The 14,709-nt window shown below is 67.4% G+C and carries 14 protein-coding genes; 2 read left to right on the forward strand and 12 right to left on the reverse strand.

The genetic code is table 11. From position 1 onward, the window contains the following. Nucleotides 1–100: 100 nt before the first annotated feature. The 12 genes from ACQR1Y_RS17410 to ACQR1Y_RS17465 all read right to left on the reverse strand — a co-directional run bounded on the left by ACQR1Y_RS17410 (nucleotide 101) and on the right by ACQR1Y_RS17465 (nucleotide 11,249). Nucleotides 101–778: a heme oxygenase (biliverdin-producing) gene (locus ACQR1Y_RS17410; protein ID WP_434877502.1), complete on the reverse strand. Its 678-nt coding sequence runs from the start codon at nucleotides 776–778 to the stop codon at nucleotides 101–103. An 18-nt stretch (nucleotides 779–796) separates the two neighbouring features. Further along, nucleotides 797–1,723 carry a photosynthetic reaction center subunit M gene (pufM, locus tag ACQR1Y_RS17415; RefSeq protein WP_434877503.1) on the reverse strand — a complete coding sequence of 309 codons (927 nt, stop codon included), beginning with the start codon at nucleotides 1,721–1,723 and terminating at the stop codon, nucleotides 797–799. Between the two features lie 18 nt (nucleotides 1,724–1,741). Further along, a complete protein-coding gene (gene pufL / locus ACQR1Y_RS17420) occupies nucleotides 1,742–2,584 on the reverse strand; it encodes a photosynthetic reaction center subunit L (protein ID WP_434877504.1) in 843 nt (280 codons plus the stop codon). 134 nt (nucleotides 2,585–2,718) lie between these two features. Beyond that, nucleotides 2,719–2,907: a light-harvesting antenna LH1, alpha subunit gene (pufA, locus tag ACQR1Y_RS17425; protein ID WP_006615514.1), complete on the reverse strand. Its 189-nt coding sequence runs from the start codon at nucleotides 2,905–2,907 to the stop codon at nucleotides 2,719–2,721. Between the two features lie 16 nt (nucleotides 2,908–2,923). Next, nucleotides 2,924–3,154 (reverse strand): light-harvesting antenna LH1, beta subunit, encoded by a 231-nt coding sequence (gene pufB / locus ACQR1Y_RS17430; RefSeq protein WP_434856040.1) that lies wholly within the window; start codon nucleotides 3,152–3,154, stop codon nucleotides 2,924–2,926. A 171-nt stretch (nucleotides 3,155–3,325) separates the two neighbouring features. Continuing rightward, nucleotides 3,326–3,553 carry a hypothetical protein gene (locus ACQR1Y_RS17435; RefSeq protein WP_434877505.1) on the reverse strand — a complete coding sequence of 76 codons (228 nt, stop codon included), beginning with the start codon at nucleotides 3,551–3,553 and terminating at the stop codon, nucleotides 3,326–3,328. Between the two features lie 41 nt (nucleotides 3,554–3,594). Then, nucleotides 3,595–5,037, reverse strand: coding sequence for a chlorophyllide a reductase subunit Z (gene bchZ / locus ACQR1Y_RS17440; RefSeq protein WP_434877506.1), 1,443 nt, complete (start codon nucleotides 5,035–5,037; stop codon nucleotides 3,595–3,597). Next, nucleotides 5,037–6,584, reverse strand: a complete 1,548-nt coding sequence (gene bchY / locus ACQR1Y_RS17445) for a chlorophyllide a reductase subunit Y (protein WP_434877507.1) — start codon at nucleotides 6,582–6,584, stop codon at nucleotides 5,037–5,039. Before bchY ends, bchZ begins: the two co-directional genes overlap by 1 nt. 45 nt (nucleotides 6,585–6,629) lie before the next feature. Then, nucleotides 6,630–7,640 (reverse strand): chlorophyllide a reductase iron protein subunit X, encoded by a 1,011-nt coding sequence (locus ACQR1Y_RS17450; protein WP_434856044.1) that lies wholly within the window; start codon nucleotides 7,638–7,640, stop codon nucleotides 6,630–6,632. Next, nucleotides 7,637–8,578: a chlorophyll synthesis pathway protein BchC gene (gene bchC, locus ACQR1Y_RS17455; protein ID WP_434877508.1), complete on the reverse strand. Its 942-nt coding sequence runs from the start codon at nucleotides 8,576–8,578 to the stop codon at nucleotides 7,637–7,639. The genes ACQR1Y_RS17450 and bchC overlap by 4 nt, the downstream gene beginning before the upstream one ends. 89 nt (nucleotides 8,579–8,667) lie before the next feature. After that, nucleotides 8,668–9,813 carry a methyltransferase gene (locus tag ACQR1Y_RS17460; RefSeq protein WP_434877509.1) on the reverse strand — a complete coding sequence of 382 codons (1,146 nt, stop codon included), beginning with the start codon at nucleotides 9,811–9,813 and terminating at the stop codon, nucleotides 8,668–8,670. A gap of 566 nt (nucleotides 9,814–10,379) precedes the next feature. Then, nucleotides 10,380–11,249, reverse strand: a complete 870-nt coding sequence (locus ACQR1Y_RS17465; RefSeq protein ID WP_434877510.1) for a polyprenyl synthetase family protein — start codon at nucleotides 11,247–11,249, stop codon at nucleotides 10,380–10,382. A gap of 121 nt (nucleotides 11,250–11,370) precedes the next feature. On the opposite strand from ACQR1Y_RS17465, the gene crtD reads away from it, so the two are divergent. Both crtD and ACQR1Y_RS17475 read left to right on the forward strand, forming a co-directional pair. Further along, entirely contained in the window at nucleotides 11,371–12,900 is a 1,530-nt protein-coding gene (gene crtD, locus ACQR1Y_RS17470; protein ID WP_434877511.1) for a 1-hydroxycarotenoid 3,4-desaturase CrtD, read from the forward strand. After that, nucleotides 12,897–13,760 carry a hydratase gene (locus ACQR1Y_RS17475; protein ID WP_434877512.1) on the forward strand — a complete coding sequence of 288 codons (864 nt, stop codon included), beginning with the start codon at nucleotides 12,897–12,899 and terminating at the stop codon, nucleotides 13,758–13,760. Before crtD ends, ACQR1Y_RS17475 begins: the two co-directional genes overlap by 4 nt. Nucleotides 13,761–14,709: the final 949 nt, after the last annotated feature.

Below are 14,709 nucleotides of genomic sequence, written 5' to 3' on the forward strand. Positions count from 1 at the left end.
AGTGGACCGCCTGCCGCGGAAGCAGATCGGCTCCAACGGATGTTGCCATCCACCGCGAATTTGAAGTCGGCGTACGCTACGAGCCTGCGCCTCGCCTGCCCTACCCGCCGAGCCCCGCCGCCAACTGCAGCGCCTGCGACAGCGTGATGTTCAGCTTGAAGGCCGTCGCGGCTTCCTCGACGACGACATCATGCTCGTCCATCGCCGCGCCCGCGCGCTCCAGCGCATCGCGATAGCCGTCCTTGAAGCGCGGAATGTCGGCGATCTCAGGAAAATCGTAGAACGACAGCGCCTCCGTCGGCAGTTCGAGCGAGCGCGCGAGGATCTTCTTGATGATCTGGCCGCCGCTGAGATCGCCGAGATAGCGCGTATAGGCGTGCGCCAGCAGCGGGTGCCCCGAACCAGCGCCCGCCTCGCGGATGGCGCCGACATAGGCGATCGCCTCCGGGAGCAGCGGCAGGTGGCTTCCATCCAGCCGCGCCAGATCAGCCTTGATCGCGGCAGTACGATGCAGCTCGGGCCGCACGATGAGACCCACCACCGCCGTTCCCGCGTGCCGCGAGAGCTCGGCTTCCAGCGCGTCGTAGACCGGCAGCAGATTGCGCAAGAGCAGCGCGTAGGCGGGGATGGTACCGCGTCCCCGCAGCAGTTCGGCGACGATGCCGGTACGCTCCGCGGTCACGTGCAACGCCTTGGTGCGCTCGCGCATCGCCTCCAAAAGACTGGCCGGACGCGTGCTGCGCCCGGCCAGTTCGATCTGCTCAACTCTGTCCAACATGCCTTGTCCCGCAGACCTTCAGCGCATCGGCGCCAGCCCGTGTTTCACGCCCCAGTCGAACCAGCTGTCGACAACGGTGCCTGACAGTAGGATACCGATGCCGCCGGTCAAGGGACAAAGCACCGCGAACCACCAGGCCCAGCGATGGATCGATTCGGCCGTCGCGTTGAAGCCCATCGTCCAGCGCCAGAACAGCGCACCACGCTCGAACGCCGTGCCGCGGTCGACGATCTGCTCCAGCTCGCGCTCGCCGCCGTAGCGGCTGATCGCCAGCACCGTCGCGCCATGCATCGCGAACAGCAGCGCCGACCCGTAGAGGAAGGCGATCGAGAGCATGTGGAACGGATTGTAGAACAGGTTGCCGTGCGTGATGGAGAAGTTGTTGGTCCAGTCGAGGTGCGGGAAGATGCCGAAGGGCACCGCCTCGCTCCAGCTGCCCATAAAGATCGGCCGGATGAAGCCGAGCACGAGATACAGCCAGATGGCCGAGGCGAACGCCCACGACACATGCGTGCCGAGGCCGAGCGCCCGAGCGCGGCGATAGGTGCGCGCCCACCACAGCAGGATCGACGTCGTCAGGAAGAAGCCTGCCATGAGCCACCAGCCGCCCTCCTGCAGCGGCGGGAAGATCTGCAGGCCGTATTCCGGCGCCGGCGGCTGCAAGGACAGCCAGAAGAACTGACGGATGAACTCGAGCGGACTCCAGTTCACCGACGCCAGCATGTTGAGACCGATGATCTCGATCGCAACGAAGCCTGTCATCAGCGAGGCCAGGCCGAGGAAGCCGAGATAGACCGGGCCGACCTGGGCGTCGCCGAGCTTGCCGAGCCAGTAGTTGAAGCTGCCCTTGCCGAGCCGCTCCCAGATGCCCGGCTCGATCGGAATGCCCGGGTAGATTTTACTGCGGACTTGGATCTGCGTGAAGATGTTCTGGTATTGGGCCATGACGACCTCTCCTTGAACTCATTGCGGCGACCAGATCGGGATCTTGCGCCACCATTCCCACCAATCCGACCAGGCATTGCCTTCGGGCAGCAGCCACGCAGGACCGGAGATGACGATGCAGACGGCGCTGAAGAACACGGCCGACAACGCCAGGAACAGGCCGAGGCGATGGATGCCGAGCGTGCCGATGGAGTAACCGAGGAGATCGCGGAACATCGTGTTCTCATGTTCCGGCGATTTCATCTCCTCGCCCTTGCCCGGATTGGCGGCCGACAGGATCAGCGAGCCGTGCAGCGCGAGCGCGAGACACGTCGTGAAGAAGAACGTGATCGCGATCATGTGCGCGGGATTGTAGTGGAAGTTGCCGAACTGATAGCCGGTGTTCGACACCCAATCGAGATGGGTGATGATGCCGTAGGGAAACGCGTAGCTCCACGAGCCCATCAGCACCGGACGGATCACCTCCAGCGTGAAATAGGCAAAGATCGCGAAGCCGAAGGCCACCGGCACGTGATAGCCGATCGCGAGCTTGCGGCAGATCTCGACCTCGCGCAGCGCCCACGAGACGAACGCGCCATGCGCGCACACCGTGATGAGCTGCCAGAAGCCGCCCTCCGTCAGTGGCGCGAACGAGAGCCCGTATTTCGCGTCCGGCGGATTGATGCTGATTTGCCAGAGATTCCACGTCGGTCCGAGCGCCGTGGCGTAGAGGATCAGCGCCACGCCGACGAAGGTGAAGAAGATCGTCGTCACGCCGAAGAAGCCGACGTAGAACGGTCCGACCCAGAAATCGAAGAGATCGCCGCCGATCAACGTTCCGCCGCGGACGCGGTATTTTCGTTCAAAGCTGAGCATTGCCATCGGTCCTGCCTCCGCTGCCCGTCGCTCGATAAGCTACGTGTCGTATCGTGAATTCGGTGGACGAGAGGATTTGGGAAGCGGGCGAACGGGGTCTGCCGCCGTCGCCCGTCCGCTTCCCTCTGGTCGTCGAGCTGTTAGGTGAGCTTTACCGGGGTGACCGGAGCCGAGATCGACGACGTCTTCGCAGCACGCGGTCCCTCCAGCCAGTTGAACCGGTTGGTGCTGAGCAGGATGAAGTGAATCACCAATGCCAGCCCGAACAGGAACACGCCGAGAGCCACGAGAACCCTGCGGGGATCGAACAACAACCACAAGCGCCACATAGTTTTCTCCTTTCGATCAGGTCAGGTAGGAGAGCACGAGATTGGCGTAGTGGGTCACCCCATCCAGCGCCGCTGCCTTGTAGCCGGTCGGGCCGGGCAGCCACGGACGCCACATCCAGGCGAGAATGTGGGCGACGATCGCAACCGCCGTGAAGGCCACAAAGCTCGTCATGAAGATGCTATGGAATTCCCTAGCCTCCGCTTCGGTCAGCCCCGACAGAGAGCCTCCCTTGTTTGGTTCCACCATAGTAGTACCTCCTGGTGTTGGCCTTTCGGCCGGATGCCGCTCACCGAGATGAGCGGCGTCGAAGCGCCATCCCGTCGCCGGGATGACATCCGTGCGGCAAGCCGCACGAATTCCTTGCAAGAGCAGCGGGGCCTGACATCACGCCCCCGGAGCCCGAAACCTTTCGGGGCGTCACAGCCCCATGAACGACGAGGTCGCGCAGTTCGCAGCCTTGACCCGCGCTTCGGCGACGATCGCGCCGAGCGGCGCCGGACGATGGGCCGTGACCAGCGAACCGATCCGGCGCAGCACGCCCTCGACCATCAGCACGGCAAAGCACACCGCGTAGACGAGAAGGTATTCGATCCGCTCGCGCGATCCCGGCGCGACGTCACGATCCATGCGTTCGTATAACGACATCGTCCTCTCCCTCTCCGCTCCATCCCCGTTGCCTACGCGGCCTAGCCCGTTGCGAGCCGTGACCGCGCTTGCGCGAGAATGTCTTCCGTCACCGTGTCCAGTCCGGCCTGACGCGCGCCGCGCTCGGCCGCATCGCGCAGCCGCTTGGCCGCGGAGATCCGCACCAGCACCGGCTGCGTCTCGATGATCTGATCCAGCGCCAGCTTGGCGCCGTCGTCCCAGGGCAATTCGCGCTCGAGCCGCGCCGGCGTCGCCGCGATCTGATCCAGTTGCGTGGCGAGCGGCAGGATGTTGAACAGCGCGTCGAACAGCGCGTTGCAGACTTCCTGCACGACATAGGTCGCGCCGGCATAGCCCATGAACGGCGTGCCGGTGTGGCGGCGGATCACCGTGCCTGGGAACGAGGCCGGGATGTAGATCGCGCGGTTGCCGGCTTCCGCCGCATACATGCGCTCATTGTAGCTGCCGAACAGCACCAGCGGTGGCCGCTCATGGATCAGCTTGCGGATCGAATCATTGTCGGTCTTGGCGCCCGCGCAGCGCGAGATCGCGAAGTGGCAGGGCAGACCGAGCTCGGTCTCCAGGAAATTGCGCAGGCCCCGTGCATAGGTCTCGGAGGCCACGATGCCGAAGCTCGCGGTGCCGAAGAAGTCCTGCGTCACCGAGCGCCAGAGATCCCACACCGGCTTGATCGTGGTGTGCTTCTCGCGGGTGATGAACGGCTCCGGATCAAGCCCTGTCAGCTCGCCGAGCGAGCGCAGGAATTTCGTCGTCGAATGCAGCCCGATCGGCGCCTGCAGATAGGGCCGCTCCAAGGTCTCGCACAAGAGACGGCCGAACTCGCGGTACATGCAGATGTTGACATCGGCATTGACCAGCTTCGGCACGTCGGCGAGGTGGCTGCCGAGCGGAAACACCATGTTGATCTCGGCGCCGATGCCTTCCACCAGGCGGCGGATCTCGGCGAGATCCGAGGGCATGTTGAAGGTACCGTAGATCGGCCCGATGATGTTGACGCGGGGCTTCTCGCCATCAGTGCGCGGCTTGCGCTCGGGAATCTTGCGCAGGCCGTATTCGCTCCACAGCCAGCTCAAGGCGCGGTTGGCGCTCTGCCACTGGTCCTCGTCGATCGTGCGCGGCAGGAAGCGCTTGATGTTGGAGCCCTCGGGCGTCACGCCGCCGCCGATCATCTCGGCGATCGAGCCGGTGACGACCACGGCCGGCAGATCCGGATCGAGCGCGGCGCGGGCGCGCTTCATCGCCTGCTCGGTGCCCTTCTGGCCGAGTTCGTCCTCACCCAATCCGGTGACGACGATCGGCAATTCGTGCGGCGGCAGGCCATCGGTGTAGTGCAGCACCGAGGTGACCGGCAGGTTCTCGCAGCCGACGGGGCCGTCGATGATGACCTGCAGGCCCTTGATGGCGGTGAACGCGTAGACCGAGCCCCAATAGCCGCCGGCGCGATCGTGGTCGAGGATCAGCATTACACCATCTCCTCGGACTTGCGCTTCTTGGCCTGCGCCGCGACCGCCTTGCGATATTTGTCGCGGAAGTCCGGACGCGCGACAGGCATGCCCTGCCACACGCCCGCGGTGTCGCCCTCGCCGACACCTTCGAAGAAGTCGCGCATCTCGTCGAATCGGGCCTTTCCTGCGATCGCCGCGTTGACGACCTGCGCCAGCGAGCCGGCGCCGGAGACGCCGAACAGCGGCCGTGCCGAGATCAGATTGGTGAAGTACAGCGACGGAATCGCGCGCGCCTTCGCCTTCTGCACCACCGGCGTGGTGCCGATCGCGAGATCCGGCGCAAACTCGTCGACCGCGGCGAGATCCTGCTCCAGCGATGCCCGATACTGCACGCGCACGCCGCGTTGCTCGAGCCAGGCGCAGTCGGCCTCCGACCAACGCGTCCGCGGACAGGCGGTGCCGACATAGCGCAGGTCGGCGCCGCTCTCGACCAGCAGACGCCCAACCAGCAGCTCCGAGCCTTCATAGCCCGACAGCGTGATGCGGCCGCGGATCGGCGCTGCCGCGAGCGCGCCGCGGATCGCCGGCAGCGCGGCATTCTTCGCCGCATCGATCTGCGCGCGGCCGATGCCGCAGGTCGAGCCGACGGCCTCGAGCCAGTCCGCCGTGCCGTCGCAGCCGACCGGGGCCGAGCCGATGATCGGCCGGCCGGCCGACTCGAACTCGCGGATCGAGGCCGTGTAGAACGGATGGATCGCTGCGACCGCCGCGCAGTCGAGCGCGCCATACAGCTCGCGCCACTCGCGCGTCGGCACCGTCGGTCCTGCCGCCAATCCGAGCGGCGCCAGCAGCATGCCGATGCCGACGGGATCGGCCGGGAACATCTCGCCCAACAGTGTAATCGTCGGCTTGTCGCCGCGCGGCGCGCGCGGCGCCTGCACCGGTCCCTGCTCCGCCTCGCGCCGCGCATAGTTCAGCATCGCGCCGGCGAGCACGTCCTTGGCCTCGGCATGGGTGGGCACGCCGAAGCCGGGGACATCGATGCCGATGATGCGGACGCCGTTGATCTCCTTCGGGAGAATCTGCAGCGGCACGCCCGAGGCGGTGGGGACGCAGAGATTGATGATGACGACGCAGTCGTAGTTCGCAGGGTCCGCGAGCTTGAACACGGCCTCGCGGATGTCCTCGAACAGCTTTCCGGTGACCAGCGTCTCCGAGTTGAACGGGACATAGCCGACGCTGCGCCGCGCGCCGTAGAAATGCGAGGTGAAGGTCAGGCCATAGACGCAGCAGGCCGAGCCCGACAGCACGGTCGCGGTGCGCCGCATGCGCAGGCCCACACGCAGCGAGCCAAACGCCGGGCACATGCTCTGCGGCTGGTCATGCGGCCCGGCCGGATAGTCGGCCGCGTAGCGCGCCAAGACCTCGCTCTTGCCGGCGGCATCGGCCGCCTTCCTGAGCTCGGCCTTGCCGGCGTGGCAGCCCAGCGCCTCCGGCTGCGCCGGCACGCCTGCCGCCGCGTCGCCTTGCGCGCTCACCGCCTGATGGACCACTGCATCGCTCATTGCACGAGATTCCGATACTCTGTTCCGCTGCTCGGCACGCACCCGTCACACATTATCGTAGATCACTTCGAGCGACGGCTTCGTCACCGCCGTGCTGCCGCACATGTCCTCGAGCGTCGCCTGCTCCAGCACGACGTCGCGGCCGACTTCGGAGGCCTTGAACAGGCCGAGCAGACCGTCCTGCGTCAGCGGATGCGGATGCTGCGGCGGCGCCTCGGCGACATTGGTCGCCAGCAGCTCGAACAGCGGCGCCCAGGCCGTGCCGGGCCGGCCGATGATCTGATAGCTCGCGCTCTTGCGGCGGATGTCGTCGTCGGCCGGGATCGAGGCCAGCACCGGGATGCCGACCGCATCCGCAAACGCCTGCGCCTCGCCGGTGCCGTCATCCTTGTTGATGACGATGCCGGCAACGCCGACATTGCCGCCGAGCTTGCGGAAATACTCCACCGCCGAGCAGACATTGTTGGCGACGTAGAGCGACTGCAGGTCGTTGGAGCCGACGATGATCACCTTCTGGCACATGTCGCGCGCGATCGGCAGGCCGAAGCCGCCGCAGACGACGTCGCCGAGGAAGTCGAGCAGCACGTAGTCGAAGCCCCAATCGTGGAAGCCGAGCTTCTCGATCAGCTCGAAGCCGTGGATGATGCCGCGTCCGCCGCAGCCGCGGCCGACCTCGGGACCGCCGAGCTCCATCGCGAACACGCCGTCGCGCTTGAAGCAGACGTCGCCGATCTTGACCTCCTCGCCGGCGAGCTTCTTCTTCGACGAGGTTTCCAGAATGGTCGGACAGGCACGGCCGCCGAACAGCAGCGAAGTCGTGTCGCTCTTCGGATCGCAGCCGATCAGCAGCACCTTCTTGCCCTGCTGCGCCATCATGTAGGACAAATTGGCGAGCGTGAAACTCTTGCCGATGCCGCCCTTGCCGTAGATCGCGATGATCTGCGTGGTCTTCTTCGGCGCAGCCGTCACCGGCGCATCCGGCTCGATCGCGGCCTCGGCACGCAGGGCATCCGTCATTGCAGCCAAGTTGGCACTGATCTTGGTCGGGGCATTCATCGTGCAGCTCTCCAGTCCAGGACCATCTTGAGACATGACGGATCGTCGAACGCGGTCCGGTAGGCGCTCTCGGCAGACGCTGCATCCGCGTGATGCGTGATCAGCCCATCCAGCGACAGCCGGCCGGTATCGATCAGGTTGCGCACCGCGATCAGATCCTCGTGCTTCCATTCGGCGGCGACGCGGATTGCCGCCTCGCGCATGAAAGCCGACGGATAGGAGAAGGTCAGCGGCGCGCTGTAGAAGCCGGCGAGGATGATCTCGCCGCTTGGCGCCAGGCGCGCAATCAGGCTGTCGAGCAGTCCAGCATCACCGCTGGCATCGAAGATCAGGCGGTAGTCGCGCTTGTCGTCCTGAGCGGGATCGATGACGCGATAGCCGATCGCGCCATCGGCACGCTCGGGATTGCTCTCCCACACGACGGGCGGATCGCCGCCCATCGCGATGATCAACCGCGCCAACAGGCGCCCGAGCACGCCATGGCCAACGACGCATTCGGCCCTTCCGTCACCGCCGATCGACAGCGCATGATAGGCGGTCGCTGCCAGCGCGAGCAGCACGCCGCGCTCGCCGGTCACTTCGTCGATCGCCACGACACGCTGCGGAGGAACGGTGAGCCGCGAGGCCGCGGCACCGAACAGGCTCTTCACCTCGCCGAAGCAGCGCGCCGCGCCCGGCACGAACACGCGCTCGCCCTTCCGGAAACCGGAATGCGGCGCGGCCTGCGCCACGCGGCCGACAGCCTCGTAGCCCGGCACGAGCGGATAGCCCATGCCCGGAAACTGCGGCATGCGGCCCTCGTACAGCAACCGCTCGGTGCCGGTGCTGATCGCGCTCCATTCGATGTCGACGGTCAGGCAGTCCGGGGCGTCTGCAAGCACCAGGTGCTGCAGCGATAGTTGCCTCGGCCTCCCCAGTACGACGGCGATCGCGTCCATTGCCCAACTCCCCGGCGACGCCCGCTTAGTTACGGGTGTCAGGTTAGTCCGACCAGGGAAAGTGTCAATATAAATTTACATTCGGAGTGTCAGCTTTTCGCGACAATCACGCTGGCGATCAAGGGGATGCGTGTGCGAAGCACTCGCACCTGCGAAAAGCCTGCCATGCTCAGCAGTTCGCGAAGCCGTGCCGCGCTGCGCGGCCGGCCCTGCCCCATCGCCCGGAGATAGATCTCGAAATAGGCGGCGACGCCGTCGCTGCCGCCGGCCATGTCGCGCATCGGCTCGCCAAGCAGCAGCACGCCGCCGTCGGGCAATGCTGCGCGCACCTTGGCCAGCAGCCGCGCCACCGCGTCGTCGTCATGGTCGTGCACCACCCGGATCAGCGAGATGACGTCGGCACCCGCGGGCAGCGGGTCGTCGTGGAAACTGCCCGCCGTGATCGTCGTACGGTCGGCCAGACCGGCCTGGGCCAGACGCTCCCGCGCGATCACAGCGACGCCCGGCAGGTCGAACAATTGCAGCCGAAGCTGCGGCGCCGCCCGCGCGGCGGCGGCGAGGAAGCTGCCATCGCCGCCGCCGACATCGAGCAGGCAGCGGTGGCCGGCCAGCGGATAAGCGGCGAGGACGACGTCCGCGATCATCGGCTGCGACGCCGCCATCAGCGCCGTATAGGGCGCGACATCGTCGCGCGTCAGCGCCGCGCCGCCATGGTCGAGCGCATAGGGCCAGTAATGCGCGAGGCGGCGTTCGCGGTCATCGCCGCGCAGCAGCGCCAGGGGATCGCCGAGATCGGCATAGAGCGCGGCGTGATGGCGGACCATCGCGGCGATGCCGGGATTGCCGAGCAGCGCCGCGCCGAGCGGCCCCAGCCCATAGCGCGCCGCGCCGCGGCGCTCGAGCAGCTGCAGCGCGCAGGCCGCCTCGCACAGGCTTTCCATCGCGGCGTCCGGTATCGCCGCACGCGACGCGAGCGCCGCAAGATCACGCGGCCCGGCGCGCAGCGTCTCGAACAAATCGAGCTGCACGCAAGCTGCCAGTGTCTGCGAATAGACGAAGCCGGCGCAGAGATCGAACAGCTCCGCCGCCCGCCTGCGCGCGATCGGCCGCGTCAACGGAAACGCCGCCGCCCAGCGCTGGAACGAAGCACTCGCCAGCAACGAGTCGCGCCAGCCGCGCCAGCGATCGCCAAAGCTGATCGGGGGCGAAGTGTCGTGGCGAACGACGGTCGACACGGATCAATGCTCCAGTCGGCGGGCAATAGCGCATCGACGCGCACCACTGCCCACCCTCCCCTGGAGGGCAGGGCAATCGCGTGTGGCGATCGCCGTTTTGGGCTCGTCTCTCTCCTCGTCGTCATGGCCGGGCTTGTCCCGGCCATCCACGTCGGCCGGCATGCTGAGAACGACGTGGATGCCCGGGCCTTCGCCGCGCCGAAGCGGCTTCGGCCGCGCAGGCGGGACAAGCCCGGGCATGACGGAGTCACTAACTTGCAGGATCGTTCGTCGCGAAAGCCCGGAATTTCCACATGCGATTGCCCTGCCCTGGAGGGGGAGGGTCACCGCGCGCAAGGCGCGCGGTGGGGTGGGGTGATCCCGGAAACAGGTGCGGATGGGTCGAGGCGAGATCAAGTTCCGCTGCATCGGCTCTTCACGGACTATCCGCACCGCACCCGCCGACAATCTGTCACCCCACCCCGTCGCGCCTGCCGCTGCGCGCAGGCGCGCCGACCCTCCCCCTCCAGGGGAGAGTGGGCACTGTGCGCGCGGCGCGAGCGATGCCATTCAACGCGGCCGAACCATCACGCCGCCGACGCGGCGAGGCGGCGCGGCACCAGGCGCTTGGCTTCCTGCTCCATCAGCACGCGCAACTCGTGGGCATGGGCGCAGGGCGGCATGGTGCGGATGCCGTCGGCGACGAGATCGTGCAGATAGCTGACGGCGCCGGTGAGACCGTAAATCAGCACGGCGTTGGGCCGCCCGAGCTTGGCATCCTGGCCGACCGGCTTGCCCGCCTCCTCCTCATCGCTGGCCGCATCGCGGATGTCGTCGGCGACCTGATAGGCCTCGCCGATCTTCTCGCCCAGGCTGCGCCAGGCTGCGGGATCGGGATGCCCCGCCGCCGCCGCGCCGGACACGGTTGCCGCCGCGAACAAAGCGCCGGTCTTGGAGCGATGATAATGCGAGAGATCGATCTCCGGCTCGCATTCCCAGGCCTGGCCGGCGGCGATGCCATGCGGCACGCCGACGGCGTCGCCGATGGTGTCGATCAGTCGCGCGAGCCGCAGCGGCGAGCAGCGCGACTTGGCGAGCGTCTGGAAGGCGAGCACGATCAGCGCATCGCCGGCGAGCACCGCGAGCGGCTCGCCAAACGCGGCATGCACCGACGGCCGGCCGCGCCGCAGCTTGGCATTGTCGAAACAGGGCAGATCGTCATGCACCAGCGAGGCGCAGTGCAGCAGCTCGATCGCCGATCCCGCCGCATCCGTTGCCGACGGCTCATCGTCGCCGCAGGCCGCGGCCACCGCATGACAAAGACGCGGCCGCACCCGGGCTCCCCTGGGGAACACAGCCGCCTGCATGGCGGCGGAGAGACGGGGCGGACATCCCGGCTGGTCGGCCAGCGCGACCGCTGCGACGAGGGATTTTTCGATCCGGGCCATCACGTCCATGCCAGCCTCCCCTGCCGCGACGGCCAACGGGCCATCGCTTATGTAAATTACAACCTACACCCATAGTGTAAATCATGCTAGACATTTCCAGCGTCAGACCGAGCGGACAGGGAGTGCGGAGATGGCCGATCACCGCGTGATCGTGGTGGGCGCCGGGATCGCCGGCCTCAGCGCCGCGCTCACCCTTGCGGCCGGCGGAGCCGAGGTGACGGTGCTGGAGCGCGCGCCCGCGCTCGGCGGCAAGATGCGCCAGATCGCGATCGGGCCTGCGCGCATCGATTCCGGCCCGACCGTGTTCACGATGCGCTGGGTGTTCGACGAGCTGTTCGCCGAGCTCGGCACCGTGCTCGACGATCATCTCACCTTGACGCCGCTCGACATTCTCGCGCGCCACGCCTGGACCGACCGCCGCACGCTCGATCTGTTCGCCGATGAAGAGCGATCCGCGGATGCGATCGGCCGGTTCGCCGGGCGCAGCGAGGCCGACGGCTATCGCGCCTTCTGCCGCGACGCGCGCCGCATCTTCGAGACCTTGAGGGATCCGTTTATTAGAACCCCTGCGCCGAGCATGACGCATCTCCTGCGCAACGCCGGCTTCCGCGACCTCACCGCGATCCGGCCGTTCCAGACCATGTGGAAGGCGCTCGGCGGCTATTTCCGTGATGCCCGCCTGCAGCAGCTGTTCGGACGCTACGCGACCTATTGCGGCTCCTCGCCGTTCCACGCGCCGGCAACGCTGATGCTGGTGGCCCATGTCGAGCAGGCCGGCGTCTGGTCGATCGACGGCGGCATGCACGAGCTCGCGGCGTGTCTCGAGGCGCTGGCGCGGCGGCACGGCGTCAGCATCCGCACCGACAGCGACGTCGCCGGCATCGTCACGGCAAGCGGCCGCGCCGCGGGCGTGCACCTTGCCGATGGCGAGCAGATCGCGGCCGACGCCGTGATCGCGACCGCCGATGTCGCCGCGCTTGCGCAGGGGTTGTTCGGCGCGGAGGCCGCGCGCGCGCTGCCGGCCATCCCGGACAATGCTCGCTCGCTGTCGGCGATGACCTGGAGCTGCATGGCGCGCGCCGACGGCTTTCCGCTGCTGCGCCACAACGTGTTCTTCTCGCGCGACAGCCGCGCCGAGTTCGATCAGTTGATCGAGCGGCGCGCGATGCCGGCCGAGCCCACGGTCTATGTCTGCGCGCAGGACCGCGACGACCAGCCGCGCGAGAATGGCGGCAACGAGCCGCTGTTCGTGCTGATCAACGCGCCCGCATCAGGTGATCAGCATCGCTTTCCGCCTTCGGAGATCAGCCAATGTGCCCGCCAGACCTTCGACCTGTTGCAGCGCTGCGGCCTCAGCGTGGCGACGACGCCCGAACTGACGCGCGTGACGACACCGGCGGACTTCAACCGGATGTTTCCGGGCACGGGGGGCGCGCTGTACGGCCGCAGCTCGCACGGCTGGATGGCGTCGTTCCAGCGGCCGGGCGCGCAGACGAAGCTGCCGGGCCTGTACGTGGCGGGGGGCAGCGCGCATCCGGGACCGGGCGTGCCGATGGCGGCGTTGTCGGGACGGATGGCAGCCGCCAGGGCGATTCTGGACCTCGCTTCGACCGCGCCGTCCCGAAGGACGGCTATGCGTGGTGGTATGTCGACGCGTTGAGCGATGACGGCCGCTTCGGCCTCACCATCATCGCCTTCGTCGGCAGCGTGTTCTCGCCGTACTATGCGTGGGCGCGGCGGCGCGGCCCGGCCGATCCGGAGAATCATTGCGCGCTGAACGTTGCGCTGTATGGCGCGCGGGCGCGGCGCTGGTCGATGACCGAGCGCGGCAGCCGTGCGATCGCGCGCGACGATCAGCGCTTTGCCGTCGGACCGAGCCACCTCGAGTGGAACGGCCGCGAGCTCGTCATCGAGGTCAACGAGGTCACCGTGCCATGGCCGCTGCCGTTGCGCGGCAAGGTGCGCGTGGTCCCGACCGCGCTGAACGAGATCGCCTTCGCGCTCGATGCCGAGGGGCGCCATCGCTGGCAGCCGATCGCGCCCTGCTGCCGCGTCTCGGTCGACTTCGATCATCCCGACCTGCACTGGCGCGGCGACGGCTATTTCGACATCAACCACGGCGATGCGCCGCTGGAGCGCGATTTTTCGAGCTGGCAATGGTCGCGCGCCGCGACGCGCAGCGGCACGGTGATCTCCTACGACACGATCGCGCGCGCCGGCGCGGACAGGACGATCGCGCTGCACGTCGATCCCGACGCCAGGCTGGAGCGCCTCGCGCCGCTGTCGCCAGCGCCGTTGCGCAGGACGTTGTGGCGCGTCGATCGCAGCGCCCGCGCAGACGCGGAGACGTCCGTGCGCGTCGTCAGCACGCTGGAGGACGCCCCGTTCTACGCCCGCTCCCACCTCGCCGCGCGCATCCGTGGCGAAGACGTCGCCGTCATGCACGAAAGCCTGTCGCTCGCCCGCTTCCAGCTGCCGATCGTCCAGGCCATGCTGCCGTTCCGCATGCCGCGCTGGTGAATGATCGCCGCGCGAGGTGCGACTCCCCTCCCCCCGCGCGAAGCGGAGCTTCGCTAGGCGGGGAGGGGTTGGGGGTGGGGGTCCCAGCAAAGACTGCCCCGTGTGGACCCCCACCCCCGACCCCTTCCCGCAAGGGGGAGGGGGGCGCACCTATCGTGGTACGACAGCGGTGGTCCACAAGGCGCATGCGACCCCTCCTTCGGCACGAACGCGCCCAGCGGGATGTGATCGACGCGCGGTTTCATGTCGTGCCGACAACCCCGACGATGCATGCAGGCCCGCACAACAACGGACACCGTCATCCCGGACAAGCCGCGGCGCGCGCCAGCGCGGCGCGGCGCCGATCCGGGATCCAGACTCCGCGGCGGTCGTGATGAGCCAAATGCCAACCGCCAGCGTGCCTCGAACCCCTCCCTGGGGGTATGGGTCCCGGCGTTCGCCGGGACGACGGCGGTGGACCAGGCTCACGCTTCCGACAAAAATAATTATCTTGCTATTTTTCAGAATTCATGTTTTGATCTGCGCATCCCGCCTCATGCAGAAGGGGCGTAGCGCGCGATCGTCACGACACGCGAGGCGGGGATGCGATGGCCGCGAGAGCTCGCAGCATGTCTTCATCGATGTGCGGACGAACGAGCGTTTGCGGACGGTCAAGTCGCGTGGTCCTGGCCTCCCGAAGCTGAGGTCAAGTGGGCGCTCGTGCCGATAGCACGGCGCTGACGACGGTGGCCAACGAGCCGGGCACCGGGGAGATCGCGAAGCAGCCGTCAACCCATCGCGCAGGGAATGCCGGCGTGTTTCGGCTTTGCCTGTGGTACCTGCCGCCTGCATTTTTTTCAGCAGGCGGGCCATGGGTGAGGCTGTCACCCGGCATTCCCTGCGCCCTCTGCACTTTCGAGAGGGACATGATGATCGAACACCTCGGGCACGATGTGCCGCGAGATCGCGG

Source organism: Bradyrhizobium sp. HKCCYLRH3099, from assembly GCF_051167855.1.
Classification (GTDB): Bacteria; Pseudomonadota; Alphaproteobacteria; order Rhizobiales; family Xanthobacteraceae; genus Bradyrhizobium.

Coding starts and splice junctions, on each gene's coding strand:
- pufB (WP_434856040.1), bottom strand. CDS start 3,154: ATGGTGGAACCAAACAAGGGAGGCTCTCTGTCGGGGCTGACCGAAGCG.
- ACQR1Y_RS17435 (WP_434877505.1), bottom strand. CDS start 3,553: ATGTCGTTATACGAACGCATGGATCGTGACGTCGCGCCGGGATCGCGC.
- pufA (WP_006615514.1), bottom strand. CDS start 2,907: ATGTGGCGCTTGTGGTTGTTGTTCGATCCCCGCAGGGTTCTCGTGGCT.
- bchC (WP_434877508.1), bottom strand. CDS start 8,578: ATGGACGCGATCGCCGTCGTACTGGGGAGGCCGAGGCAACTATCGCTG.
- bchZ (WP_434877506.1), bottom strand. CDS start 5,037: ATGCTGATCCTCGACCACGATCGCGCCGGCGGCTATTGGGGCTCGGTC.
- ACQR1Y_RS17450 (WP_434856044.1), bottom strand. CDS start 7,640: ATGAATGCCCCGACCAAGATCAGTGCCAACTTGGCTGCAATGACGGAT.
- bchY (WP_434877507.1), bottom strand. CDS start 6,584: ATGAGCGATGCAGTGGTCCATCAGGCGGTGAGCGCGCAAGGCGACGCG.
- ACQR1Y_RS17410 (WP_434877502.1), bottom strand. CDS start 778: ATGTTGGACAGAGTTGAGCAGATCGAACTGGCCGGGCGCAGCACGCGT.
- crtD (WP_434877511.1), top strand. CDS start 11,371: ATGGCCGATCACCGCGTGATCGTGGTGGGCGCCGGGATCGCCGGCCTC.
- ACQR1Y_RS17465 (WP_434877510.1), bottom strand. CDS start 11,249: ATGGACGTGATGGCCCGGATCGAAAAATCCCTCGTCGCAGCGGTCGCG.
- pufL (WP_434877504.1), bottom strand. CDS start 2,584: ATGGCAATGCTCAGCTTTGAACGAAAATACCGCGTCCGCGGCGGAACG.
- pufM (WP_434877503.1), bottom strand. CDS start 1,723: ATGGCCCAATACCAGAACATCTTCACGCAGATCCAAGTCCGCAGTAAA.